Source organism: Campylobacter concisus (assembly GCF_902460665.1).
Taxonomy (GTDB): Bacteria; Campylobacterota; Campylobacteria; order Campylobacterales; family Campylobacteraceae; genus Campylobacter_A; species Campylobacter_A concisus_AL.
The window spans coordinates 547664-571144 of the sequence record NZ_CABPUR010000001.1 but is presented as its reverse complement, the minus strand read 5'-3'; the positions used below and the strand labels follow the sequence as shown (position 1 = coordinate 571144).

28 protein-coding genes and 1 other RNA gene are annotated in these 23481 nt (G+C 37.1%); 5 read left to right on the top strand and 24 right to left on the bottom strand.

Features of this window, described 5'->3' with window-relative positions:
• Positions 1-4 precede the first annotated feature (4 nt).
• From gatB to F3G66_RS02950, 12 genes are all read right to left on the bottom strand, one after another.
• On the bottom strand, positions 5-1426 hold the full coding sequence (gatB, locus tag F3G66_RS03005) for an Asp-tRNA(Asn)/Glu-tRNA(Gln) amidotransferase subunit GatB (protein ID WP_149707082.1): 1422 nt from the start codon (positions 1424-1426) through the stop codon (positions 5-7).
• Between the two features lie 163 nt (positions 1427-1589).
• Positions 1590-2273: a F0F1 ATP synthase subunit A gene (locus tag F3G66_RS03000; protein WP_054196701.1), complete on the bottom strand. Its 684-nt coding sequence runs from the start codon at positions 2271-2273 to the stop codon at positions 1590-1592.
• Between the two features lie 65 nt (positions 2274-2338).
• Positions 2339-3100: a TSUP family transporter gene (locus tag F3G66_RS02995; protein ID WP_087577113.1), complete on the bottom strand. Its 762-nt coding sequence runs from the start codon at positions 3098-3100 to the stop codon at positions 2339-2341.
• Positions 3101-3254: 154 nt separating this feature from the next.
• Positions 3255-3791 (bottom strand): superoxide dismutase family protein, encoded by a 537-nt coding sequence (locus F3G66_RS02990; RefSeq protein WP_103582861.1) that lies wholly within the window; start codon positions 3789-3791, stop codon positions 3255-3257.
• Between the two features lie 66 nt (positions 3792-3857).
• Positions 3858-4625, bottom strand: coding sequence for a TIGR02757 family protein (locus tag F3G66_RS02985; protein ID WP_149707081.1), 768 nt, complete (start codon positions 4623-4625; stop codon positions 3858-3860).
• Complete coding sequence (gene flgK / locus F3G66_RS02980; protein WP_084107861.1) at positions 4622-6493, bottom strand: flagellar hook-associated protein FlgK; 1872 nt, start codon at positions 6491-6493, stop codon at positions 4622-4624. The genes F3G66_RS02985 and flgK overlap by 4 nt, the downstream gene beginning before the upstream one ends.
• 3 nt (positions 6494-6496) lie before the next feature.
• Positions 6497-6928: a flagellar export chaperone FlgN gene (gene flgN, locus F3G66_RS02975; RefSeq protein ID WP_021091397.1), complete on the bottom strand. Its 432-nt coding sequence runs from the start codon at positions 6926-6928 to the stop codon at positions 6497-6499.
• 13 nt (positions 6929-6941) lie between these two features.
• Complete coding sequence (locus tag F3G66_RS02970; protein ID WP_072594307.1) at positions 6942-7145, bottom strand: flagellar biosynthesis anti-sigma factor FlgM; 204 nt, start codon at positions 7143-7145, stop codon at positions 6942-6944.
• A 58-nt stretch (positions 7146-7203) separates the two neighbouring features.
• Positions 7204-7503 (bottom strand): rod-binding protein, encoded by a 300-nt coding sequence (locus F3G66_RS02965; RefSeq protein WP_054196705.1) that lies wholly within the window; start codon positions 7501-7503, stop codon positions 7204-7206.
• Complete coding sequence (locus F3G66_RS02960; RefSeq protein ID WP_149707080.1) at positions 7503-8555, bottom strand: flagellar basal body P-ring protein FlgI; 1053 nt, start codon at positions 8553-8555, stop codon at positions 7503-7505. Before F3G66_RS02960 ends, F3G66_RS02965 begins: the two co-directional genes overlap by 1 nt.
• Positions 8556-8619: 64 nt before the next feature.
• Positions 8620-9186, bottom strand: a complete 567-nt coding sequence (rsmD, locus tag F3G66_RS02955) for a 16S rRNA (guanine(966)-N(2))-methyltransferase RsmD (protein WP_149707079.1) — start codon at positions 9184-9186, stop codon at positions 8620-8622.
• Positions 9183-9527: an ornithine carbamoyltransferase gene (locus F3G66_RS02950; protein WP_084041075.1), complete on the bottom strand. Its 345-nt coding sequence runs from the start codon at positions 9525-9527 to the stop codon at positions 9183-9185. The genes rsmD and F3G66_RS02950 overlap by 4 nt, the downstream gene beginning before the upstream one ends.
• Positions 9528-9647: 120 nt before the next feature.
• Between F3G66_RS02950 and F3G66_RS02945 the strand changes: the two genes are divergently transcribed.
• Genes F3G66_RS02945 through F3G66_RS02930 form a run of 4 tightly spaced genes read left to right on the top strand, consistent with a single transcriptional unit; the run spans position 9648 to position 12407 of the window.
• Positions 9648-10043, top strand: a complete 396-nt coding sequence (locus F3G66_RS02945; protein WP_054196709.1) for a FlaG family protein — start codon at positions 9648-9650, stop codon at positions 10041-10043.
• A 2-nt stretch (positions 10044-10045) separates the two neighbouring features.
• A complete protein-coding gene (fliD, locus tag F3G66_RS02940; protein ID WP_149707078.1) occupies positions 10046-11806 on the top strand; it encodes a flagellar filament capping protein FliD in 1761 nt (586 codons plus the stop codon).
• 9 nt (positions 11807-11815) lie between these two features.
• Entirely contained in the window at positions 11816-12187 is a 372-nt protein-coding gene (gene fliS, locus F3G66_RS02935) for a flagellar export chaperone FliS (protein ID WP_072594313.1), read from the top strand.
• Positions 12180-12407 (top strand): hypothetical protein, encoded by a 228-nt coding sequence (locus tag F3G66_RS02930; RefSeq protein WP_149707077.1) that lies wholly within the window; start codon positions 12180-12182, stop codon positions 12405-12407. Before fliS ends, F3G66_RS02930 begins: the two co-directional genes overlap by 8 nt.
• A gap of 14 nt (positions 12408-12421) precedes the next feature.
• On the opposite strand, the gene rnpB is transcribed toward F3G66_RS02930, so the two are convergent.
• The 5 genes from rnpB to F3G66_RS02905 form a co-directional block, all read right to left on the bottom strand.
• Positions 12422-12748: RNase P RNA component class A (gene rnpB / locus F3G66_RS02925), an RNA gene on the bottom strand.
• A gap of 152 nt (positions 12749-12900) precedes the next feature.
• Entirely contained in the window at positions 12901-13518 is a 618-nt protein-coding gene (locus tag F3G66_RS02920) for a Type 1 glutamine amidotransferase-like domain-containing protein (RefSeq protein ID WP_180998531.1), read from the bottom strand.
• Positions 13519-13594: 76 nt separating this feature from the next.
• Complete coding sequence (locus F3G66_RS02915; RefSeq protein ID WP_087578888.1) at positions 13595-13822, bottom strand: hypothetical protein; 228 nt, start codon at positions 13820-13822, stop codon at positions 13595-13597.
• Positions 13823-13956: 134 nt separating this feature from the next.
• Positions 13957-15081 (bottom strand): tRNA pseudouridine(13) synthase TruD, encoded by a 1125-nt coding sequence (gene truD / locus F3G66_RS02910; protein ID WP_149707076.1) that lies wholly within the window; start codon positions 15079-15081, stop codon positions 13957-13959.
• Positions 15059-15880 (bottom strand): thiamine-phosphate kinase, encoded by an 822-nt coding sequence (locus tag F3G66_RS02905; RefSeq protein ID WP_103588691.1) that lies wholly within the window; start codon positions 15878-15880, stop codon positions 15059-15061. The genes truD and F3G66_RS02905 overlap by 23 nt, the downstream gene beginning before the upstream one ends.
• 61 nt (positions 15881-15941) lie before the next feature.
• On the opposite strand from F3G66_RS02905, the gene F3G66_RS02900 reads away from it, so the two are divergent.
• Positions 15942-16955: an HdrB C-terminal domain-containing protein gene (locus F3G66_RS02900; protein ID WP_149707075.1), complete on the top strand. Its 1014-nt coding sequence runs from the start codon at positions 15942-15944 to the stop codon at positions 16953-16955.
• Between the two features lie 11 nt (positions 16956-16966).
• Here the strand turns inward: F3G66_RS02900 and F3G66_RS02895 are convergent, their stop codons facing one another.
• From F3G66_RS02895 to F3G66_RS02865, 7 genes are all read right to left on the bottom strand, one after another.
• Positions 16967-17407 carry a hypothetical protein gene (locus tag F3G66_RS02895; RefSeq protein ID WP_149707074.1) on the bottom strand — a complete coding sequence of 147 codons (441 nt, stop codon included), beginning with the start codon at positions 17405-17407 and terminating at the stop codon, positions 16967-16969.
• The gene (locus tag F3G66_RS02890) at positions 17404-18828 is read right to left on the bottom strand and encodes a Mur ligase family protein (protein WP_149707073.1); all 1425 of its coding nucleotides are present in this window, start codon (positions 18826-18828) and stop codon (positions 17404-17406) included. Before F3G66_RS02890 ends, F3G66_RS02895 begins: the two co-directional genes overlap by 4 nt.
• The gene (locus F3G66_RS02885) at positions 18825-19607 is read right to left on the bottom strand and encodes an alpha/beta fold hydrolase (RefSeq protein ID WP_149707072.1); all 783 of its coding nucleotides are present in this window, start codon (positions 19605-19607) and stop codon (positions 18825-18827) included. Before F3G66_RS02885 ends, F3G66_RS02890 begins: the two co-directional genes overlap by 4 nt.
• The gene (locus tag F3G66_RS02880) at positions 19597-19827 is read right to left on the bottom strand and encodes a type II toxin-antitoxin system Phd/YefM family antitoxin (protein ID WP_021091404.1); all 231 of its coding nucleotides are present in this window, start codon (positions 19825-19827) and stop codon (positions 19597-19599) included. The genes F3G66_RS02885 and F3G66_RS02880 overlap by 11 nt, the downstream gene beginning before the upstream one ends.
• A gap of 64 nt (positions 19828-19891) precedes the next feature.
• Entirely contained in the window at positions 19892-20932 is a 1041-nt protein-coding gene (locus tag F3G66_RS02875) for a D-alanine--D-alanine ligase (protein ID WP_149707071.1), read from the bottom strand.
• An 11-nt stretch (positions 20933-20943) separates the two neighbouring features.
• A complete protein-coding gene (gene ruvA, locus F3G66_RS02870; RefSeq protein ID WP_149707070.1) occupies positions 20944-21498 on the bottom strand; it encodes a Holliday junction branch migration protein RuvA in 555 nt (184 codons plus the stop codon).
• Between the two features lie 17 nt (positions 21499-21515).
• The gene (locus F3G66_RS02865; protein ID WP_149707069.1) at positions 21516-23429 is read right to left on the bottom strand and encodes a flagellar assembly protein A; all 1914 of its coding nucleotides are present in this window, start codon (positions 23427-23429) and stop codon (positions 21516-21518) included.
• Between the last annotated feature and the right edge of the window lie 52 nt (positions 23430-23481).

Sequence of the window (23481 nt, the reverse complement as noted above, 5' to 3'; positions counted from 1 at the left end):
TTTTTTAGCCTATTTTGGCCTTTAAAAGCTCATTAACCTTGCCTGGGTTAAAGGCACCCTTGCCCTCTTTCATCACCTGACCCACAAAGAAGCCAAACATCTTATCTTTGCCGTTTTTATACTCTTCGACTTTGTCAGCGTTTGTAGCTAAAATTTGATCTATGATCGCGATGATCGCTGAGTCGTCGCTCACTTGCTTTAAGCCAAGCTTTTCGATGACGCTATCTACGTCCACGTCATTTTCCATTAGATAGTCTAGCACCTCTTTTGCAGCCTTGCCGCTTATCGTGCCATCTTCTATACGTTTTAGTAAATTTATCATTTTGGCACTATTAACTGGGCTAGTCTCGATCGTTACGCCGTTATTTAAGCGGCCAAGAAGCTCGACTATGAGCCAAGTAGTAGCTAGTTTTGGCTGAATTCCAGCGGCGATCAACTCTTCAAAATATCTAGCCATCTCAACACTTTGAGTTAAATTTAGAGCATCGCTCTCTTTTACGCCTAGCTCGCTAACATATCTTGCGACCTTTTGCTCGGCAAGCTCTGGAATTTTTATCGCTTCGTTATACATCTGCTCTGACACTTCAACTGGTAGCAAGTCAGGGTCAGGGAAATACCTATACTCCGCGCTATCCTCTTTGCCACGCATTGATCTTGTCACTAAATTTGTCGTGTCAAACAGCCTTGTCTCTTGATAGACTTCTTGGTCGTATTTGCCATCTTCCCAAGCTGCACTTTGGCGCTCCACCTCGTAATCAATCGCCTTTTGGATAAATTTAAATGAGTTTAGATTTTTTATCTCAACCCTTGTATAAAGCTTGGTGTCGCCTTTTGGACGGATAGAGACGTTTGCGTCGCAACGAAAGCTACCCTCTTGCATATTCGCATCACTTATATTTAAAAAGCGAAGGATTGAGTGTAGTTTTTTAAGATAAGCCACCGCCTCATCACTGCTTCTAAGATCTGGCTCGCTAACTATCTCAAGAAGCGGTGTGCCGGCTCTATTTAGATCAACTAAGCTCTCGTTTTCTTCGTGGATGTTCTTGCCAGCATCCTCTTCAAGGTGCGCTCTAGTTACACCGATGCGTTTTTTAGTACCATTTACGTCAATTATTAGCTCGCCACCTTCTACGATAGGAATCTCAAACTGAGAAATTTGATATGCCTTTGGAAGGTCTGGATAGAAGTAGTTTTTTCTATTAAAGACTGATTTTTTATTGATCTTAGCGTTTATCGCCGTGCCAAAACTGATCGCCTTTTTTACAGCCTCTTTGTTTAGCACAGGTAGCGCTCCAGGAAGTGCTAGGCAGGTCGGGCAAACGTGAGTGTTTGCCTCGTCGCCAAAGCTAGTCGAACAAGAGCAGAAAATTTTAGTTTTTGTATTAAGCTGAGTGTGAACTTCTAAACCAATAACGACTTCAAACATATTTTTACCTTTAAATTTATGCAAATTTTTAAGGCGTATTTTAGCGATACTTTCTTTTAAAATATCTAAAAATGAGCGTTTTGACTGGAAAATAAAAAAGGTGATTTAAAAATTTAAGTAGTTTTAAAAAGGAAAAAGCCATATAAAAATATGGCTTTAAATTTTAATGCTCGTGCTCACTAATAGCAACGGCACCAGCTAGATAAACGTAAGTTAGCATCATAAAGATAAATGTTTGCAAAACAGCCATAAGCGTTAGAAGCGCAAAAGCTGGAAGTGGAGCAAACCAAGGTGCAAGTGTAAGCATCGCTAGCAAGAATAGATCATCTCCCTTGATATTACCAAAAAGACGAAATGATAGCGAAACTACACGTGAAAGATGCGAGATGACTTCAACTGGAAACATAATAGGAGCAAGAAATTTATTCGGTCCCATAAAGTGTCCAAAGTATTTAAAAAATCCATTTTCTCTAATGCCCTCAAAGTTGTAATAAACAAATACAACTAAAGCCAAAACTAGAGTTAAATTTAGACTTGATGTTGGTGACTCAAATCCAGGAATAATACCTACAACATTTGAAAAAAATACGATAAAACCGATAGTTGCAACAAGTGGAAGATATTTCCTAGCTAGTTTTTCACTGCCTAAAGTATCTCTTCCCATCGATATAACGCCCTCCAAATAAGCTTCAACTATATTTTGAAGACCTCTTGGCACAAGCTGCATTTTGCTCCTTGCTATATAAGCAACTATGATAACAATCAAAGCTACAAGCAGAAAGTGAAACGCATAGATAAAGGCGTGGGAGCTATTTAGGAAATTTGAAAATAGAAACAAATCTTTCATTAATTTACCTTGGATTTAGAATTTTGCGTGATTGTAACAAAATTATTGTTAAAACATTTTTAATTTTAAACTCTGAAATAATCGAAAATCAATTTACAAATGGTCACTGCTACTACCACTAGAAACATTGTTCTAATAAATTTTACCTCTTTTTTAATGACAAGATTTGATCCAAAATATGCGCCTAAAATTTGACCAACTGCCATCAAAAGTCCAACAGCCCAAAGCATCTGTCCACCGGCTATAAAAATGCCAAGAGCAACGATATTGCTAGTAAAATTTAAGAGTTTCGTATGAGCGACAGCTTTTTTTAAATTTAGCCCAATTAATGCCACTATCGCAAATGTCCAAAAAGAGCCTGTTCCTGGACCAAAAAAACCATCATAAAAGCCAAGCATTAGTCCGAAAACTACATAAAATAGCTTTTCATTCATCTTTGCGGCTCTATCATTTTCACCGACTTTTGGCATAAAAAGTGTATAGATAAAAATAGCGATCAGCAAAAATGGGATAATTATCTTTAAAAAATTTGTATTTAAAAATAGAATAACCACTGCTCCAATGATAGCTCCAATGAAAGTAAAAACGATACCTACAAAGCACTCTTTATAATTAATTAATCCCCGTTTTGTGAAATTTAGGGTCGCTGTAAAGCTACCAAAGACACCTTGAAGCTTATTTGTGCCAAGTGCAAGATGTGGTGGCACACCCATCGCCATAATAGCTGGAAGCGTTATAAGGCCGCCTCCACCAGCGATAGAATCGATAAAACCACCTAAAAACGCAGCTACAAAAAAAACGACATAGCTAAGTAGATCAAATTCCATTTTTTGCTCTTTTGATAATTGAAATAAAAGCAGATTGTAATTTATTTGTACTTATCTTTTTGTAAAATTTTTATATTTGAAATGAGAGATTTTTGAAATTTATAAATTTAAACGAGCCTTTGGATCTAGCTCAAAGACTCGTTTGTTAAAGTGATTACTTAATAACGCCACAAAGCATTCTAGCGCCACCGCCGCCAAGCGCTTTTGGGTTGTCGCTGTGATTATCACCACCAACATGAACCATTAATGAGTGACCTTTTAGCTCGTCAAGACTTTTTATCTTTGGGGCTAGTACTGGGTAGTTCGCATTACCCTCAGCATCTACGTAAAGTGCTGGCAAATCACCTTTGTGACCTTTGTCATCCCAAGCAAAAGAGTGCATCTTTGTGCCAGCTGGATCCCAGTGTCCGCCTGCTTTCATACCAAGACCTTTTTCAGTCGCACCACAGTCAGCATTTTCATGGATGTGAAAGCCGTGTAGTCCTGCAGTAAGTCCTTTTAAATTTGGAAAAAACGCAACGCCGTAGTTTGTCTTAACAGCTACTACTTCGCCGACACTCTTGTCGCCCTTCTCACTTAGCTCATTAACAGGTATAACTAGATGCTCTCCAGCTTTTGGATCAAAGTGATGGCCTTCGTGAGCAAAAAGCAAAGTTCCCAAAACTGCACTTAGTAAAACGATTTTTTTCATACAAGCTCCTTGTGGATAAAATTGTACGGCAAGTCTACCCTAAATTTAAAAATTTAGCAATAATTTTTATTGATTAAGATTTTTTACGATAGTTTCTAGCTCTTTACTCTGCCCTATTCTATAAAGCGCGAAGTCGTATTTTATCGGGTCTAGCTCATCAAATTCTCTAAGTTTTTTTGTAAGATCCATGACTGCTTTGAAATCGTAGCTCTTTCTGTTTATAAGTCCTAAATTTAAAGAAACTCTATGTGTATGCACATCAAGCGGTATCAAAAGTCTATCTTTTGGTAAATTCTTAAATAATCCAAGGTCAATGTCGCTATCTCGCACCATCCAGCGAAGATACATGTTATAGCGTTTATATGGGCTTTGTGGCTCTTTGCTAAAGCTCTTGCCAAAGAAAAACTCATATCCGTCTGAGCGGTAAGAATTTAGCTTATATATAAATTTGATAAGCTCATTTACACCATCTATCATCTCGCCATTTTTTGCAAGACCTTGGCGTAAAATTTCTTCTATCTCGCCCTCTTTTTTAAGGCGTGAGAGAGTGATAAAAATTTCTTTTACATCATTTTCATTTTGAAAGCGGTATTTAAAATTTGATAAATTTTTCTTGATATTTTGCTCGCTCTCATCAAGCAAACCAAAATCAAGCGAATTTAGAAATTTCACTATCATTTTTGCGTTGCCATAAGCAAATAACGCACAAATGAGCGCTATGTTTGGCTCTTTAAATTTAGTGGCTACCTGAAGTGGATCTGGGGCTTCAAACAGCCCCAAATTTGTATTTTTGCTAAGTACGTGCGAGTCTAAAAGGCTCTTTAGTTCGATCATTGTTTTAGTGAAAGAAGCGTGTCAAGCATTTGATCAACGGTTGTGATGATCTTTGCTGCTGCGCCATAACTTGCTTGAAAGCGGATCAAATTTGTAAGCTCTTCGTTCGTATCTACGCCACTTGTTGATTGAAATTCCTCTTCAGCTGTCTTTTGCAAAGACGTATTTGTGTCGTGGATAGTATTATTTGCCTCTGTATCACTCGCCATGTCAGTCGTAAGATAGCGGTAATATCCCTCGATTGTCTCATCCCTATCAAGTGCTATGCCACTTGAGTAAAAGGTCTGCTTTTGATACTGAAGCTGGATCATTTTATTTGCAACCTCATTATTTCCGATAACTGGCTTTGAGTAGGCACGAAGCTTTGTGTGATCTTGGGTAAAATTTTGATTTATACCGATACTATTTGAGTCAGTACCTGAAAAAAATCTATTTATGCCAACAGCACCTGGGAAATTTGTGCCGTGATCGACTATCGATATGCTATAAAGCCCTTGAGCTTGTTTTGGAATGAGAGAAAATGTGCCTTTTTTAGTATTTTTATCATAAAAATATGACGCCTCAAAAAAGTCATCAACGTCATTTAGCATATTATTGTCTTTATTGTCATCTGAGTTTGAGTTAAAGTCTTTGACAATAGAGTTGCCATATCTTGTATCATTCATTGTCGTCGTGCCATTTACATTTATAGTTTTTCTGGCCACGACATTGCCTTTGTTATCATAAACAATAGCTTCAAAACTTCCGTTTCTTATACTATTATCATGATTCATCAATGTCTTATCGCCTTCTAAATAACTTATCGGATCTGAGTTAGAAATTTCAACTGCAGATTCGGCGTAGATATTATTTGTGCTTGTTATCAAGGTTTTACTAAATGTATTTAAATTATCAATGTATTTTTGGATCGTTCCGTCGCTAAATTTATCATTATCTGGCTCGTAGTTTCGACCCCTAAGATCAAGCGCAGCTCCGATTTTACCACCCGTGATCTTTTCTTCCATTGGGATTCTTCTGCCATCTTCTCTTTCATAATAAATTTTTGTATATCGTCCACTTTCAGTTGAACTCATAGAAATTTCATGAAAATTTACACCATCAACGATACTTACACCGCCAATGTTTAGATTGTAGTATTTTCCTTGATCTGTTATTCCTGTATCTACCCTAGAATTGCTCTTTAGATCGCTTTTATAAACCGCTGTATTTACCAGCTTTGACATAGCAAGCTCAAGCTCATCACGTTTATCACGAAGATCATTTGCATTTATTTTTATACCAGCGTCCGCGCCTGATTCTATTCTTTGGATTTGCTTATTGATATTTGCTATTTGCCTGCCTAGAGAATTTATCTCATTTATATTTATTTTTATCGTTTCATCAATCTTTTCATGCATATCATAAAGCATCTTTGATGAGCGGTTGATACTTGCAGTTAATACACTTGCTTTATTTATCAAATTTACTTTCTGAGCACCTGCATTGGGATTTGAAGCAAAGTTATTCCACGCGGAAAAATACTCCTGAATGTCCTTCACCATTCCATTATCTTTTAGGTCAGGAAAATATTTTGTAGCTTCTTGCAAAATTCTTTGTTTATAGGCCGTGTTTTCTAAATTTGACGATGAGTATTTTAGTCTTGAGTAGGCAAACTCATCATGAAGTCTTGTTATAGTATCTACTTGTGTGCCTGTACCAACTCCGCCAGGGACTGTATTCATCGCTGGAGATGCAGATTGGACAACACGCTGCCTTGTATAGTAGTTGCTATCGGCGTTTGCGATATTATTTCCGGTTGTACTTATTTGAAGCTGGGCCGCATTTAGTCCTGAAACACCCGTGCCTAATGACATAAAAATATTAGCCATTTTTTAAACCCTTGATTTATAAAAATTATTATCTATGCTATTTCCATCTTGGCCGTATTCACTTGCTTTAGTGCCAAAAATTTTTTCATTAAGTGAGTCAAAAAATTCTTTAACAGCAACGACATGCCTTGCATATTCTTTATTAACTTTATGTAAATTTTCAAGCTTTGAACGCATAAGAACAAGCTTTGACTTCACTTCATCGTCTAAAACACTAGCAAGTGTAGTCGTACCGCTCTCTTTTGATACCTTTAAAAGCTCTTTATCTAGTGCTCTTTTTGTATCTTCAAATGCACGAACTAAGGCATTTTTTTTCTTTACACTCTCATCAACGCTTGAGTGTTTAGCCTCTTTTATATTTGCGATATCTTGTATGGTTAAATTTATAAGCTCATCAAGCTCGCCTATAGCCTCGTCCAAAAGCTTTTTTATCATTTAAATTCCTTAATTACAGCAACGCATCAGCCACAGCCCTAGCCGTTTTTGAGATGTCAACTTGATAAGTACCATTTGCTATGGCATCAGCTATCTCTTTTAGCTTTGCGTTTTCGTTTGTTCTTACTTCTTTACTCTGAGTTTCGACCTTGGCATCGCTATTTTTATTTAGCGTATTTGCCTGAAAATTTGGTCTTTGATTTAAAGGCCTTATCATATTCATACCTCTTAAAATAAAATATTTATATCACTACATCGGCAGAATATAAATTTACTTAAGAGTCTCTCTTTAAAAAATCGTACAAAAGTTCTGAAAAACCAAGATTTCCACTCAATGCTTTGCTCATTGCATCGTTATACATTGACCTATAAATATCACTACCAGCAGCCTTTGGATATAGCGAGTTATGTTCGTCTTCTTTTAAAGCAATATCAAGCACAGCCTTTACCATATATGCCTCAAACGCATCGGTTTGTTCTTTTAAAAGTGCATCTTGTTTAGCATTTGCGTTTTTTATCTTATTTGTAGAAATTTCATTGTATGAATTTAGTGCTAAGGTATTATCTATTTGCATTATATTATCTCCAGATCGACTTGTATCGCACCAACTCGCTTTAAATTTTCAAGTATCGATATGATATCGCTTGGTGTCGCTCCAAGCTTATTTAAAGCTCTTGTTACATTTGCAACGGTTGTTTTTTCGCCTGAAATTTTAAGTAAATTTTGGCTAGGTGCGACCGACGTATCGCTTCCTATATTTACATCATTTTGTGCTGCTTCATCGTAGCTATTTGGCTCTATTTTTATTGTGATTGCACCATGCGTTAAGACAACTGGGCTAACTACGGCATTTATGCCACTTACTATCGTGCCAGTTCTCTCATCAACTACTATCTTCTCATCTGGCTTATACTCTACATCAAGATCAAGCACAGCGCTTGCAAGCTCGATAATGCTAACATCATCTGGCTTTTTAACGATAACCGTTCTTGGATCGATCGCCTTTGCGGCATCATCAGAGATATTTGCATTTATAGCATTTTGGATATCAAGAGCGGTTTTAAAATTTGTATCTTTTAGGCTTAGTCTTATGCTATCTTGATTGTAAATATCATAAGTCACTTCTCGCTCAACTAAAGCACCATTTAGGATAGAGCCAACGGTTGGGTGGTTGCCACCTGATCTACCCATACTTTTACCACCGATACTTAAAGCACCTTGAGCCAAAGCGTAAATATCACCATCAACGCCTTTTAGTGGCGTCATGAGAAGCGTACCACCTTGCAAGCTTTTTGCATCGCCAATAGATGAGATCACGACATCAAGCTTATCGCCATGTCTTGCAAATGCAGGAAGCTTAGCTGTCACCATAACAGCAGCTGCGTTTTTGGACTTGATATCATCTGGATTTATCTTGACATTTACGCCTTGAAGCATGTTTGATAGAGACTGTATTGTAAATTTTGACGTTGAGCCATCACCTGTGCCGTTTAGTCCGACAACTAAACCGTAGCCTATTAGCTGATTATCTCTTACGCCAACTATGATTGCAAGCTCTTTTATCTGCGTAGCAAAAGCTGAAGTAGCTATCACTGAAGCTGCTACAAAAGATAAAAATTTTTTCATATTTTTTCCTAAAATTTAGCTATTTTAGATTTTTAAAGCAAAAGATGTTCCAAATTTTTATAAATTATTGGAAGTAAGAGAGTGAAGTAGCTCCAAATTTTTTAAATTTTACAAGTTTATATGTAGAAATTTCATCGCTAAATTTAAAGTCACTGTTGTGCTCAAAAACTATCATATAAATTTTCTCTTTTTTTAGCTGTGAGATTAAATTTACAAGTTTTTCGTAGATATCATCAAAGCCAGCTCTTATGTCAAACGGTGGATCAAGGTAGAGCAAGACCTTACCACTTTGAGAATTTATAATATCGGGCAAGACAGAAAAGGTATCGCCATTTATCGCTTTTAAATTCAAGCACTCTAGGCTTGCAAGGTTGCTTTGCGTGATCTTAAAAGCGGCTCTATCTTTTTCGATAGCGATAGCCTCACGTGCTCCATTACTAACGGCCTCGCTTGCCATCACGCCACTTCCACCAAAACCCTCTATAAATGTAAGTGAGTAAATTTCATCTCTAATGACATTAAAAAAAGACTCTTTTACGATGCTTTTTGTGCTTCTAGTCGTGCTTAGGCTTGGCAGCTCAAGCCTTTTGCCTTTAAATTTACCACTTGAAATTTTGGTGTATAGTTTCACTGGTTTGCCCTTAGAATTTCAAGAAGATCGGCTTTAAATTTATCTATCAAAAGTGAAATTTTCTCCTCTAAGCCCTTTTCATTTTTAGCTTCATTTAGCTCATTTGCTTTTGAAATTTGCATAGCTGAGTAAAATTCTTCAAGCGTATCAAGAAGTGTTGTCTTGGTAAAAGGATGAGAAAGATGAGCATTTTTACCTATTATAAATAGCGGTTTTTTTGTCGCAATCTCGCGGTCACTCACTACAAAATCACAATCCTTATGATGAGCAGCCAAATTTCCACAAAAAAGCAGCAGTGTCTTTTGAAGTAAAATACACTCGCACTCAAATGAAATTTTCATATCTCTTCCTATAAATTTTTGCTCGATTTTAGCCTAAATAATCAAAAATTTATATAAACACTAAAGGATTTTAAAATTTTACCGATGTAGAAGCTAACGTAAGTTTTAAGGAGTAAAACTATGGAAATCTTTAAGGTAGCAGCAAATCAGGTACTAGATACGAGCATGAGCACATCCGCTCAACGTCAAATAGACAGCAGACCTATCGAGCATTCTGATGTTAAATTAAGTGCTGATAAAAACAATGAAACAAAAGACATTAACGAGCTAGACGGACTTAGCAACGAAGAGCTTGCCAAAAGAACAAGAGAGGTCACTGACAGACTAAACTATCAAATGCAGCAGCTCGATACTAATGTAAGGTTTGCTTACAATGAGAAGCTAAATTTAATGGTTGTGCAAGTAAAAGATGCTAAAACTGGCGAAGAGATAACACAACTTCCAAGCAAAGAAGCTATAAGAATAAGCGAGTATTTCAAAGAAAGTATCGGAATACTTTTTGACAAGGAGAGTTAAAAATGGCAGTAGGTAACGTAACAAATTTAGGCTTAGGTACAAAAAATAGTGGTCTAAATGACGATCTTATCAAGAAATTAAAAGAAGCAGATGAAGCAGGACAGATCAAGCCTTTAACAAAAAGGCTAGAAAGAAATGACCTAAAGCAAAAAGACCTTGCAGCGCTAAAAACTCTAGTTAGCAACGTAAACGTAAGTGGCAAAACACTTGGCGGAGAGGCACTTTATCTAAAAAGAACTACAAATAACGCTGGCAAAAGCGTAACAGCCTCAGCGGCAAATGGCGTTAGCGTGCAAAATTTTAGTATCGATGTGCAAAAACTTGCTCAAAAAGATACATTTCAAAGCTCAAATTTCAAAAACGCTTCAAGCTTAGTAGGTGCGACAAATAACGGCTCTTTTGACGTTGAGATCGATGGACAAAAATTTTCTATTAGTGTAACTAGATCAACCACATATCAAGATATTGTAGACAAGATAAATGATATCAGTGGCGGTAAATTACAAGCTAGAATTTTAAACGTTGGCGGAGATAAACCAAATCAAATCATGCTTCAATCAGGCAACACTGGTGCTACGCAGACTATTAAATTTTCAAATGATACGGCTGGTGTTTTAGATAAGCTTGGCTGGGATAGTACGCAGTTTCAAGATAAAGATGCAAATGGCACTCTACTAACAAATCCTGATGGCACACCAAAGATGACATCAAATTTTGAAAAAAATAGAATTTTAAAGGCACAAGACGCGGAATTTACATATAACGGAGTAAATGTAAAAAGAAGCAAAAATACCTTCAACGACTTAAGGCCGGGAATTTCTATTACATTAAATGAAACTGGTAAAACAAACGTAAGCGTCTCTCAAGATACAAAAGAAGTAATAAAAGCGGTTGAAGAATTTATCAAAGACTACAACCTAATGACCATGAACCTTGGTATAGCCACAAAATATGACGAGGAAAAAGGAGCTGGCACTTTCCAAGGTGTTAGCGAAATTTCAAGCTTAAGATCAAATATTGGTCGTCTTGTAAATGGACAAGATAGTGAAGGCAAAGCATTAAGCAAATATGGCATAGTGCCTGATAAAGACGGACAGCTTCAGCTTGATCTAAATAAGCTAAATGCAGCTCTTAGCAAAGATCCTGAAGAGATTCAGAAATTTTTCATGGGATCAAATAAGATCGAGCCAATAAGCTACATGGGAGCATCGACTGTTAGCGCTGGAGCACTAGACATAAAAGCTGGTGATCTTACGATAAACGGCAAGTCAGTTATATTCTCAACTACTGCTACTGCCACAGCCGAAGAGAACGCACTAAAACTTCAACAAGCTATAAATGACGCTGGCATAACTGGGGTTACAGCTAGTCTTGATAAAAGTGGCAAAAGAATCGTCTTAAAAAGAAGCGATGGCGAAAATATCGAGGTAAAAGGTAAAAATTCAGCCTTAACAGCTCTAGGCATGAATGAAGCTACTATAAATCCAGTAACCAAAAAGACAGATGGGCTATTTACAAAGCTAGCTAAAATGCTTGATGGTGTCGTTGGCAAAAGTGGTACGATGGTTGCTATGCAAAATCAGTTAAAAGACGAAAATGAGTCGATCACAAAAAATAAAGAGAGCACACAAAAGCTTTTAGATGAAAAATATACAACAATGCAAGAGCGTTTTATCAAGTATAACGCTATCATCGCAAGCTTAGAAAATCAGTTCTCAACACTAAAATCAATGATCGATGCAGAGATAAATAGCAGAAAATAAGAGAGAAAGATGAATCAAAGTGCATATAGTGCATACGCACAGTCTAGTTTTGGGGGCATTGAGTCCCCAACTAAATTAATAGAAATGCTTTATGACGGAATTTTAAAATTTATATTTCGTACAAAAAAGGCGATAGAAGCTGGAGATATAGAGAAAAAAGTTTATTATATAAATAGGACAAACGCTATTTTTGTTGAGCTTTTAAATTCGCTTGATTATTCTCAAGGCGACGTAGCCCACTATCTTAGCGGCCTTTATACAAGACAGATGCAGCTTCTTGCTATGGCAAATATACAAAACGATGTCGCAGCTTTAAATGAAGTAACCAATGTCGTAAAGCAACTATCAGAAGCATGGAGAGAGGTAACTTCAGGTGAATAGTTGGATTAATGAGTTTAAATTAGCATTGATAAATGAAGACATAGGCAAGATAGCTGCTTTATCACAAAATTTTAGTGAAGATATGTTTACTAGCCTAGCTCTAGCGCAAGAAGCACAAGCACTAATTGGCGGTGCAATAGAGCTTTTAAAAAGCAAGTCTTCACACATCCAAAATGAGCTTATAAAGCTACAAAAAGCTCAAAAATACGTAACAAACTAATCAATTTTTATAAATTTAAAGGCACGGCGTTAAGCCGAGTTCTGTCTTGAGCGATCATTTATCTACGCTTGCTTTTACAAACAAGCTCTAGCGAAGGGTTTTAATATAAGACCAAAACCATCCCTTCTTGCTGCAGGTTGGGTTTATATGGCCACGCAAGTTACCAAGCGTGCCGGTGGGCTCTTACTCCGCCGTTTCACCTTTACCGCCGAAGCGGAAGTCTACTTTCTGTTACACTATCCCTTAGGTTTCCCTAGCCATCCGTTAGATGGAACCTTGTCTTATCGCAGCTCGGACTTTCCTCTTTTGCAAAAATCAAAAGCGATCGCTTACCGTGCCAGAGTGAAATTATAGCGGCTTTGGCTTAAATTTCTAGTTTTTAAAACTTTAAACTTTATGTTCTTTTATTTAAAAGGCAGATTTGCAAACAGATAGAGTACTTTGAGTAAATATTTAGCGTATGCTTTTATAAAAGAACGTATAAAATTTTATCTCAAAGCGCGATAAATTCAGCATTATTTATAGGTCGTAAATCGTACAAGTTCCCAAATTTCTCCATTATCTCGTGCGTGGCCTGCGTAAAAGGCTCACAGCCAAAGTGCGGCACGACGCAAAAATCAACCAAATTTAACCCTGTAAAATCGCTCGTTTTCGCGCTATTTTCATCCATTAGCGTAGCATATCTCGTATCTGGTGCAGCCACGATCGCTCCCGCCGACTCGCCGACGTAAATTTTACCTGCTTTGACCGCGTCTTTTATGGCTTGCCAGGCGCGCGATTTTCGCAGCTCGTTAAGCAGATAAAACGTATTTCCACCACTAATGTAAATGATGTCGCACTGACTAATGGCAGATAAAATTTTATCTTCACAAGATGGCTCATCTTGGCTAGATACTAGCGCTGCCGAATCCTTGGCGCAAGAGACATCAAGGTGTCTTAGCTTCGCACCAAAATTTTCTAAAATCTCCGCCGCTTCGCCGACGTAGAAATTTACCTCTTCAAATTTTGCTGCCGTATCGATAAAAGCAACATGCTTACCTTGAAAATCTACCACTTCATTGATCTTACTCGCAACCTCCGCAAAATAAGAGCAAAGAAAAATATTTGCCATTTTTAATCCTTTTAAAATATAAATTTGCAAACCCATTATATCCAAACGAGCCTAGAAACGATTGTATTTCGCGCCGTCAGCGCCTTGCTCCACAGATAAATTTTAGCGATTTAAGATATGGATCTTGGTATAAAAATTTGATAAATTTTTCCTCAAATTTGAGCTTAAAACGATAAGGTAAAGTTTTTGCACCGCTTGGCTCACAGCTTTTAAAGAGCATTAGGCGAGGCGGATTTTGATTTACAAAATTTAAGAAAGTTAAGGCAAAGTCTTGCGAGATGGTTTTAAGTGTTTTCTGTGTCACTATGCTCGTAGCCAAACAAAAGAAGTAAAATTCGTCCCAAGATAAGGCATATAGCCTATCACGGAGCGAAATTTACGTTTTGCTTGTAGTTGCGAATGCAACGAAGTAAAGCGCTCGCAAGACAAGCCGCCGCCCTACTCAAAGATGTTTTTATGCAAGATTTCTTCTAACACCACCGTCGCATAGCTTCCTTTTTGCAGCGTAAAATTTATCGTAAAGTGCGCTTTTTCCTCGTTGTATTTGTAGCTTGTATCCTCCAAGTAGCACCACGCAAAGCGCCTAGATCCCGTCATTTTAGCCTTGTATTCATTTGCCTGCGCGAAAATTTGATCCTCTACTGCCCTCGCCGCACCCTGCGCCTCATACGCCTTTGCGCCCGCGATCAGCCCGCAGCTAGTGATATCTCTAGCGTCAAAGCGCGCGCCCTCTGTGTCCAAATCCTCGCACAAAAAGCACTTTCCGTGCGGGTAGTGACCCAAAACTTCGCCCTCTATCAGCTTAAAAAATCTCTTTTGCGATTTTAAATTTTTCAAAATCGCGCCGTCAAGATACGGGTAAATTTGAGCTAGCTCAGAAAGGCTAAAGTCCTGCGCAAACCTCGAAATCTCCACGCGTTTGCTAAGCCAGCGGTTAAAAAGATCGCTTTGATATGCTGAGATCAAAAAGTCGTTTAGCTTTACATTTTTACTCTTTTTGCCGTTTATCGTCCCATTTTTAAGAAGCTCAAGCCCAGTTTCGGCATTGTCGCCAAATTTACCAAAACGCTGATAGCCAAAGTAGTTTGCATAGCCCATTTTATCAATGCTAACAAATGCTTGCTCTAGCTTTTTGGCATTACTTGGTAGTACTTTTTTTAAGCGGATAAAAAAGCTATTTCCCTTTAGATGTCCGATACGAAGCTTATTTTTATGCACATTTAGGCTTAAAATTTTCATCTTTTCGTGGCTAAAGTTTGCTAGATTGCTCTCAAATTTACGTGGCATCGAGATAAACTGCGTCGTCATGCCCTGCTTATCCTTTAGCCCAGCGTAGCCAAAGTCGCGCATCTTAGCCCCTGTAACCTCGCTTAAGACATGCAAAGCCTCCTGCGTCGTCATATCTTTTTTAGAAATTTCAACGATCATGTGCTCGCCATCGCCACTAAATTCATAAAGCGGTATCTCGCGTACGACAAAATCATCTGAATTTTTAGAAAAATATGCCTCGATAGGTGCATGAGTGAGTGCATAAAGTAGCTTAAAAGTGGTGGTTTCTTGCATTTTGTTTTAACCTTTTGTTTGAAATTTTTGCAAAGACGCTAATCTTTGTCCGTGTTTTTGTGGCGATCCTTTTGATGGCGTTTAAATTTTTAGGACTAAAAGTAAATAAAATTTCATACTCTTCGCCGCTACTAAGCTCAAATTTACTTAGCTCTTTTGTAAATTTAGCACCCTTTTTGCTAGCCTTTAAAAGCTTGGCAAGATCAGCATTTAGCCCATCTGAGATATCCATAGCGGAGTTTATAAGATGAGCTGCCTTGTAGAAAAATTTATCTCTTAAAATAGGCTTTTTAAATCGTGAGTTTTTTGAAATTTTAGCTAGCCTCAGAAGCGAATTTAGCCCCTTTTTGCTACCTCCAAGCTCACCAGTAAAAGCCACCAGATCTCCGTATTTTGCATTTTTTCTAAGCACAGCTTTGCCATTTAGCTCGCCAATTACACTAACGCTTATATTTAAAATTTTACTACTTATCGTGTCGCCACCGATTATCTTTACACCAAACTCCTCGCAAGCTCTGTTTATGCCACTACTTAGCTCTTTGATTTGCTGCGGCGAAAAATTCTTTGGCAAGCTAAGTCCAAGAAGCGCAAATTTTGGCCTAGCATTCATCACGATCGTATCTGAAAAATTTACGATCATCGCCTTGTAGCCGATCTCTTCAAGGCTTAGCCAGCCATGCTTAAAGTGCGAGTTTTCAGCAAAAATATCCTTGCTAAAGACCTGCTTGCCAAGCACAGCCGCATCATCGCCAATATAAGCGTTACCAAAGCATTCAATCGTAAAATTTTCTTTATCCATCGGGCCATTATAATGAAACTCCTTTTAATTTTAGGATAAAATAAGCCAAAAAAGGAGCCAAATGCAAAAAATAGAAATTTTTAGATTTAATGCAAAAAAGGATATTTTGTCGTATTTTAAACCATATTTTTTAGAAATTTTAGATTACGCAAACCTTGACGAGCTATTTTTGCATGTTAAAAAAATTGATCCCTATTTTCAGCCAACAACTGGCTTTGTGAAAGTAAATGATGTCGTAGTAAGCACTACTGAACCATTAGTAAATTTATATGAGAAATTTGCAGGCGAGCTTGTGATTTCGCCACTTGATGAAAAACGAGCGGTTTTAGATCTTGAGATAAATGATGACGACTTTTGGGAGAAATTTAAGCCATTTGATAAATTTTGCAATCAAGCAGACAAAGAATTTTATGCAAGCTTAAAGCCATATTTTTATGCTGATTTTGTGAGAGAATACGAGCCAAATTTTATAGGTGCAGCGGCCATCATACTAGCTCATCATCTTTATAAAAAAGAAAAAAATGATGAGATCATGAGGCTTATCAACAATGAAAATGGTATTTTGATAGCTTGTAAGATTGATGATTTTATCTTTGGTGGAAGCGAAATTTATACCGAAGCGATTAGGTTTTTTAAAGAAATTTTAGGGATAAAAGAGGATGAAACCACAAAAAATGAGCTTGAAAAAATAAAGAGCTTGGATAAATTTAAAGGATTTAAAATAGCCGTAAGCGATAAAATCCCTGTAAATTTAGATAAATTTAGAGCAAATTTTATAAATCTAAACAATAAATTTCCTTATGGATTTGAGCTTTTAAAAGTAAACGAAAAGCTTGCATTTGCACTTGCAAGTAAGACCATCTTTAATGCGTTTGATAGCGGGGCTGATTTTTTACTAGCTAGCAATGATGCTGAGTTTTATATGTTTGACACGCTTTCAAAAAAGCTTGAAAAATTTACAAACAGAAGTTTGCAGGATTTTTATATTTTAAGAGTTAGCGAACTGATCGAGCTTGAAAATGGCAAAATTCCAGGAAGCCTAAAAGAGCATACGCTAAAAGTAAATCTAGTCTAAAACTAGAGAATTTATTTTTGCAAAGTCGCATTTTGCTCGCTTAAGGCTTCTTCTTTTTCGTCTTCTTGCCTTATCTCATCGTACCTTGCTTTGGCGTTTTCATAAACACCAGCTGGAAGGCTTATGTTTAAATCGTCCCTTAAGCTCATCACATCATCACAAGCATTTTGGTAGCCAAGGTCGCAACTTTTCATATAATAACTCACGCCAAGCTCGATATTTGAGTGTTTTTTTAGATCACTATCCATTTGCTCATTTATCTCTTCATTTACAAACATATCGCCCAAAGCCTCGCACGAAAGCACATCTTTTTGCTCACAGCCATCATAGAAAATTTCATACGCAGCTACATAATCTCCAGCATTTAGTGTCTCAATGCCCCTGTCATAATCATCGATGTCAAAGCCAAATGTTAAATTTAAAGCTAGGATTAAAAAAACTATCTTTTTCATATAAAGCTCGGTGCATCATTTGAAAATAGTATGAGATCGCCAGCACGCGTATTTTGAGCTAGAATTTCTTGCATTTTATTTTTATCCTTTAAGATGATGATCTTTGGCTTTACGATGTGCTTTAGTAAAACTTCAGCATTTAATGAGCTTGTGATGATGACAAGATCGAAAATTTCATTTATCACCTTGGCTAAATTTGCATTTTGCTCCGAATCGCTCTCGACGATACCAGGTGTTAGCAGTACTTTTCTGCCAGCATAGGTGCTTACTAGCTCGTAGCTTGCACTCATGCCTGAAAAATTTCCATTAAAACTATCATCAATTATCAGCTTGCCACCAGCCTCGATCTTGCTTAGGCGGTGCTCTACATTTTTCATCTTAGATAGCGCTCTGTCTACCGCCTCATCGCTCATTTTTAGGTATTTTGCCACCTTGATGCAAACGGCTAAATTTGTAGCGTTAAATTTGCCAAGTAGCGGCGAAGCGTAGTTTTTGCCATCAAGCATAAACGAAATTCCATCTAAATTTGCATTGATATCTTTTAGACTTTCATCGTAAATTTCTAAATTTTGGCTTGGCTCTTTTTTTGTCGAGCTATGTAAAAATGCCATTTGTAAACGAGCGCTTTGAAGTGCTTCAAGCTTGGTAGAACGGATATTATCAAGTGTTTTAAAATACTCAATGTGTTGCGCGCCGATCTCGCCTACGATGACAATTTGCGGGTTTAGAAATTTTGTGATCTCTAGGATGTCGCCCTTTAGCCTAGCGCCTGCTTCTGCGATGTAAATTTGCGTTTGCTCGCTTAAATTTTCGTTGATATCTTTAATGATGCCTGCCATTGTATTTACGCTGCGAGGTGTTTTGTAGCAGTCAAAGCTATCTTTTAAAATTTCAAATAAGAAATTTTTGATGCTAGTTTTGCCGTAGCTTGCTGTGATCAAGATGATTTTTAGATCTTTATTTGCACCCAGTTTTTTAAGTGCTTTATTTTTAAATCCTTGAAATTTTATCTTTTCTAAAATTTCACTAAAAAATAGGCTCACAACCAAGACAAAAAGTGGCATCGGAGCCAAAAACGCCTTGTGAATGATAAAATTTAAAGCGTAGTTTAAGATGGTAGCGCAAGCAAGGATCACAAAAAAGTGCTTGATCCTGCCAGTAATTACTAGCTTTTTATCAAGTTTTTTGTGCCAAAGATAAAGCGCTGGCAAAAGCGCAAAGTAAAAATAGATAAAAAACCACTTACCAGTCGTGTAAAAAAGCACCAACGGCACGATAAAGAAAAAGACGTGCCAAGCAGGCTTTGTGAAGTGAAAGAGCACGCGCTCAGGCCTATATGAAAACCACTGAAAGCAAGTAATCACATAAAAAGCGAGCGCAAAGATAAATAAAACTGTGCTTATGCTTAAAAATATATTCATCTTATCTCCTCGATACCGCTCTCATCGTCAAGCACAACATTTTTTGCTTCATTTGGCTCAAAATTTATCCCTTTTTCTATCTCTTCGCTTATAAATTTAGCGTGAAGTAAAAAGAAAAAGTGATCGCCGCTAAGCGGGAAAAATGAGCTATTTTTGATAAGTCTGTCTATACTCTCTCCGCTTGTTATAGGTGTTGCCTTGTCATTTTCTCCCCAAAATATTAAAGCCTTGCCACTAAAGTCAGCAAAATGCTTCGTAAAATCCTCATCAACGACGTTTTTTAGGGTCTCATACATCACTCTGCTCATACCGCTCACATCTTTTGTGGCAAAGAGTTTGTAAAATTTACCAAAGCCAAAAAGCTTAAAAATTTTAAAAATTGCTATCTTTGCTCGCACGATAAATGGCTTTTTGACAACTATGCCAGCTGAGCTTAAAAGCACAAGATGTGGCGGTTTTAGAAGCGTTGCGACCTTACCACCAAAGCTATGACCTACGATGATATCTGGCTTTATGCCAAGCTCAGCGCAAAAATTTTCAACGATTTTTGCATAATCACTTGTTTTTAACGGATCAGTAATTGAGCTTTTACCAAAGCCTGGCATGTCGATATAGACATGGCAAAACTCGTTTAGATAGTGCCCAAATGCTTTTTTCATTATCTCTTTGTTTGCGCCCCAGCCGTGCAAGAAAAGCACTATTTTTTTGCATTTTGGATTTACTACTTCGTAGCTGATCTCATACTCATTTGAGCCGTACTTTACCGCCCTACTCGCCATCGTTCTCTCTTTTTTTTGCAGTATAAATGCTCTCAAGCACGCTCACTGCTTCGCAAAGGCGCTCATACTCTTCCATATTTAAAAGCACTGCTTCAAATTTATTATTTTTAACAATGACCGCTCTTTTTAATTCATTAGCTCCCACGCGAGAGAGCACTGAACTAAAATTTCTAACCACTTCAGTTGCTGTATAAATTTCATCTTTTGTAAAAGTTACCATTGTCGCTCTTTGTGTAAAATTTTACGTAAAATATCACAAACTACTTTATAATCTACTAAATGGTCTAAATTTCCCCGCGACCTTTTACTGAAGTGATCGAGTTTATAAAGCTATAATTGATCTTTATATTACGCTCTCTTGGAAGTGAGTTTGCAAGAGCATTTAAAGTGCTCTCAAAATCCTCAAATAGATAGTTCGCAAGGCTTCCTGGATTTGGATTTATCTCATTTAGATAGACCTCATCATCTATCACAAAGAAGTCGCATCTAATTATCGCTCCATCAAATCCACAATCATAAATTTTTGAAAAGTTAAATTTAAGCTTTTGTTTTAGCTCCTCAGAAATTTCAGCTTCTTTTACCTTGTTTTCATTTGAAAAGCTAAGATATTTTTGCTCGTAGTCAAGAAATTCTTTCTTTTTTGGCTCTTCGATGATAGAAAATTTTATCTTTCCATCTATCTTACAGCCTGCAAGGTTATACTCTTTTACTCCCTTTATAAAAGGCTCGACGAGCACATCTTTATCAAACTCAAATGCTACGTCTTTTGCATAAGCTAGCTCACTGGCGTCATGCACTATATTTACGCCGATACTACTTCCAAGTCTTGCTGGCTTTAAGATAATAGGATAGTGAAATTTTGGCTCACTTTGACGAGTTAGCATCTCATAGTCAAGCGCCTTTACGCCAGCTTTTTGCGCTAGAAATTTAGTAAGCTCTTTGTTGTAGCTAAGCGCACTTACTTCAAGCCTTGGACCTATATATTTTATACCGTAAAAGTCAAAAAGCGCTGCTATCTTGCCATCTTCGCCGTCCATGCCATGGATCAAATTTATAATGACGTCGCACTCTACTTTTTTATCGCCAAAGAGAGAGTGTATGAAAAATCCGCCCTTAGACAAAATGAGCTTTTTTGAATTTTTGTATTTACCAGAGCTAAAGAAATTTGCTCTCATATCTTTTTGCTCAATAAGATAAAAATCTCTATTTGCGTCGCAAAATATAAATTTTAGCTCTTGTTTTAGGACATTTTTTAAAACTATCGCACTAACTATACTTATCTCATGCTCATAGCTCTTTGCTCCAAATACCACACCTAAATTCATCTTTTTAATCCTTATCCTAATTTCTTTAATGCTTCTTTTATAAGATCACTCGTATTTTCGCTCTTGCACTCAGGCAAAATTTTCACTATCTTCTCACGTTTAAAGCCAAGTGCCTCAAGTGCCAAAAGTGCCTCATTTTGATAGCTTGGCACACTCTCATCACTTATTAGTTTTGCGTCACTTAGCTCAGCTATGATGCGTCTAGCAGTCTTTGGTCCGATGCCTGGCACACTTTTAAAGGTATCTGCATCGCCGCTTATTATGGCATTTGTAAATGCTTGCGAGCTCAGACTTGAGCAAACTGCCATAGCCGTGCTAGCTCCGATGCCATTTAGCTTTATTAGCATCTCAAACATCTTTTGCTCGTTTATATCCAAAAAGCCGTAAAGTAAATTTGCGTCCTCTCTTATGATCTGCGTTATGGCAAGCTCGACTTTTTCGCCCTTACTAAGCTTGGCCGAGCAAAAAAGTGAGATAAAAATTCCATAGCTTATGCCGCTATTTGTTTTAAGTATCACAAATGCGGGATCTTTTTTGCTGACGACACCTTCGATCGCTTTTATCATCATTTAACCTTTTATTCTTAAAAATTTGTATCTGTGTAGTCTTCTAATTTATTTGACTTTTTGATCTTATACTCAGCCTCATCGCCATCGCCGATCTTCTCCAAAGTAATAGCATGAGCGGTTTCATTTTGCTTTGAGATATAAGTGACATTTTGTGGAGGATCAACGATAACAAATCTAATCTCATTTAATTCAACCCAGTTGCCTCTATTTATCACCTTTGCAGAAAATATTCCATTTTGCATGATCTCAAGCTCATCTTTTAGAGTAGATAGCAACTCTTTTTTATCTTTAAAAATTTTTAACAAAGTGTTGTATTCATTGACTAGACCTTGATACTCTTTTAGCTTTTTCATAAAGGTAACTGGCGGTATCACTTTAGCTTTTGAGAGCTCTTCTACCTTTGCTTTTATGGTATAAATCGAGTCTTTATTTTCATTTATGACATTTTTCTTTGTTTCAATATTTTTTAGAAGTGAGGCAAGCTCTGCTTTTGTATATTCGATCTTATTTAATTGCTCTTGCGTAGCCTCAGCACTCTCAGGCATTTTGCTAGTATCGATTATAAATTTATTGTCAGTGCCTCTTAAATATCTTACGTCTATTAAGTGTGAAGCTGTGATAGTGCAGTTTGAGCCAAGTGTATTTATTTGGATATTTTGAGCGGTTATAGAGCCACCAACGACGCTATTTATCTTAACTCTTTTTGCTACGACATTTCCACCTTCTAGCCTATCTATCTCGACATTTTCAGCTTCAACCTTACCGATGTGGATAGAAATTTTTGCATTCTTTGCATAGATTTTAGCCTTTTGGTGTGTTTGACCGCCGATTATTACTTCATTTGCTTTAACCATCGCATTTGCACCGACATTTCCTTTAACCTCGATCTCGTCAGCCTCCACGATGATGCCAGTGCCGATGGCGTCTTTTATAGTATCAGTTTCCCTAACCACCAAAGTCACATTTGTATCAGTGCCTGCTTGAATAGAGCCAGTTGTTTTAAAATTTGCCTCATTTATCTCTATGCGCTCTTCAATATCAAATGAGCCATTTTTCTCAACCACATATCCTGATTTTTTAGCGATATATATTATGCTATCGTCATTTTCTACTCTCTCTATATTTTCGCTTATACTTATCTCTTTGCCAGTATCTTCTTTTGGCTTTTCTACTGCTAATAATTTACCTCTCGCATCACGGCCATTTTGCCCTTCGTGAGACTTTTTCTCCTCCATTATCACTTCATCTTGTGCTACACCAAAAACAAAACCTCTATCAGCGTAATCAACCTTATCTTCCTCTTTTATCGCATCAAGTTTATCTTTGTAGTAGTAAAGTATCTTTGCATCGGTAGCTTTTTTTGGATTTATACCTTGTGTTATGTTTAGTATGTAATCTTTATCAAGTTCGCCCTTTACATGCACAACTGAGGCGATTTGTTTTAACTCATCTTTTAGTTTGCCGATCCTTATACCTATTAAAATTTGAGCTTTCATAAGCTGTTTGGCGATATATTCAAAAAGTTTATCTTCGTAATGCTGTTCGTATTCACAATCTTTTGTAGCTTTTACCTTTGCGACTACTTTTGTAACTGTTGAATTTACACCGATTTCTATCTTTGGAAGCTTTGGCACAGCATTTAGCCTAACATCAAAAAATTCCACGTCATAGACTTGCTCGATCTCTAGTGTCTCGTCAAGATAAAATGCATTATCATCAAAAAAGTCTAAATTTTCTTCAGGGACAAAAACTGGCTCTTCATTATCTTTATTTTTATAATAAGTCAAAATATCTAAAATTTTAAAATCTATAAATTCTACCGGTACGCTGTGTTGTTTGCTTAGTTCTTTAAGCGATATATAAGGCGTTGAAGTTTGAATTTGCGTTGGCGGTAAAAATCTCTCGTTTTCTTGCACGTTCTCGCTCAAAATTGATCCATTTCACATAAAATTTGGCTCTTATTATCGCCAAAATTTTATT

Bases quoted from the DNA above. Each gene is read 5' to 3' on its own strand.
- F3G66_RS02885 (WP_149707072.1), bottom strand. From the start codon at position 19,607: ATGGCGAGTAGGGCGGTAAAGTACGGCTCAAATGAGTATGAGATCAGC.
- F3G66_RS02950 (WP_084041075.1), bottom strand. From the start codon at position 9,527: ATGAAAATTTCATTTGAGTGCGAGTGTATTTTACTTCAAAAGACACTG.
- ruvA (WP_149707070.1), bottom strand. From the start codon at position 21,498: ATGATAAAAGCGATCGAAGGTGTCGTCAGCAAAAAAGATCCCGCATTT.
- flgK (WP_084107861.1), bottom strand. From the start codon at position 6,493: ATGGCTAATATTTTTATGTCATTAGGCACGGGTGTTTCAGGACTAAAT.
- F3G66_RS02965 (WP_054196705.1), bottom strand. From the start codon at position 7,503: ATGCAAATAGATAATACCTTAGCACTAAATTCATACAATGAAATTTCT.
- F3G66_RS02905 (WP_103588691.1), bottom strand. From the start codon at position 15,880: ATGGATAAAGAAAATTTTACGATTGAATGCTTTGGTAACGCTTATATT.
- fliD (WP_149707078.1), top strand. From the start codon at position 10,046: ATGGCAGTAGGTAACGTAACAAATTTAGGCTTAGGTACAAAAAATAGT.
- truD (WP_149707076.1), bottom strand. From the start codon at position 15,081: ATGCAAGAAACCACCACTTTTAAGCTACTTTATGCACTCACTCATGCA.
- flgN (WP_021091397.1), bottom strand. From the start codon at position 6,928: ATGATAAAAAAGCTTTTGGACGAGGCTATAGGCGAGCTTGATGAGCTT.
- F3G66_RS02985 (WP_149707081.1), bottom strand. From the start codon at position 4,625: ATGATCGAACTAAAGAGCCTTTTAGACTCGCACGTACTTAGCAAAAAT.
- F3G66_RS02945 (WP_054196709.1), top strand. From the start codon at position 9,648: ATGGAAATCTTTAAGGTAGCAGCAAATCAGGTACTAGATACGAGCATG.
- gatB (WP_149707082.1), bottom strand. From the start codon at position 1,426: ATGTTTGAAGTCGTTATTGGTTTAGAAGTTCACACTCAGCTTAATACA.
- F3G66_RS02960 (WP_149707080.1), bottom strand. From the start codon at position 8,555: ATGAAAAAATTTTTATCTTTTGTAGCAGCTTCAGTGATAGCTACTTCA.
- F3G66_RS02920 (WP_180998531.1), bottom strand. From the start codon at position 13,518: ATGGCAAATATTTTTCTTTGCTCTTATTTTGCGGAGGTTGCGAGTAAG.
- F3G66_RS02995 (WP_087577113.1), bottom strand. From the start codon at position 3,100: ATGGAATTTGATCTACTTAGCTATGTCGTTTTTTTTGTAGCTGCGTTT.
- F3G66_RS02875 (WP_149707071.1), bottom strand. From the start codon at position 20,932: ATGAATTTAGGTGTGGTATTTGGAGCAAAGAGCTATGAGCATGAGATA.
- F3G66_RS02890 (WP_149707073.1), bottom strand. From the start codon at position 18,828: ATGAATATATTTTTAAGCATAAGCACAGTTTTATTTATCTTTGCGCTC.
- F3G66_RS03000 (WP_054196701.1), bottom strand. From the start codon at position 2,273: ATGAAAGATTTGTTTCTATTTTCAAATTTCCTAAATAGCTCCCACGCC.
- F3G66_RS02900 (WP_149707075.1), top strand. From the start codon at position 15,942: ATGCAAAAAATAGAAATTTTTAGATTTAATGCAAAAAAGGATATTTTG.
- fliS (WP_072594313.1), top strand. From the start codon at position 11,816: ATGAATCAAAGTGCATATAGTGCATACGCACAGTCTAGTTTTGGGGGC.
- F3G66_RS02895 (WP_149707074.1), bottom strand. From the start codon at position 17,407: ATGAAAAAGATAGTTTTTTTAATCCTAGCTTTAAATTTAACATTTGGC.
- F3G66_RS02880 (WP_021091404.1), bottom strand. From the start codon at position 19,827: ATGGTAACTTTTACAAAAGATGAAATTTATACAGCAACTGAAGTGGTT.
- F3G66_RS02970 (WP_072594307.1), bottom strand. From the start codon at position 7,145: ATGATAAGGCCTTTAAATCAAAGACCAAATTTTCAGGCAAATACGCTA.
- F3G66_RS02990 (WP_103582861.1), bottom strand. From the start codon at position 3,791: ATGAAAAAAATCGTTTTACTAAGTGCAGTTTTGGGAACTTTGCTTTTT.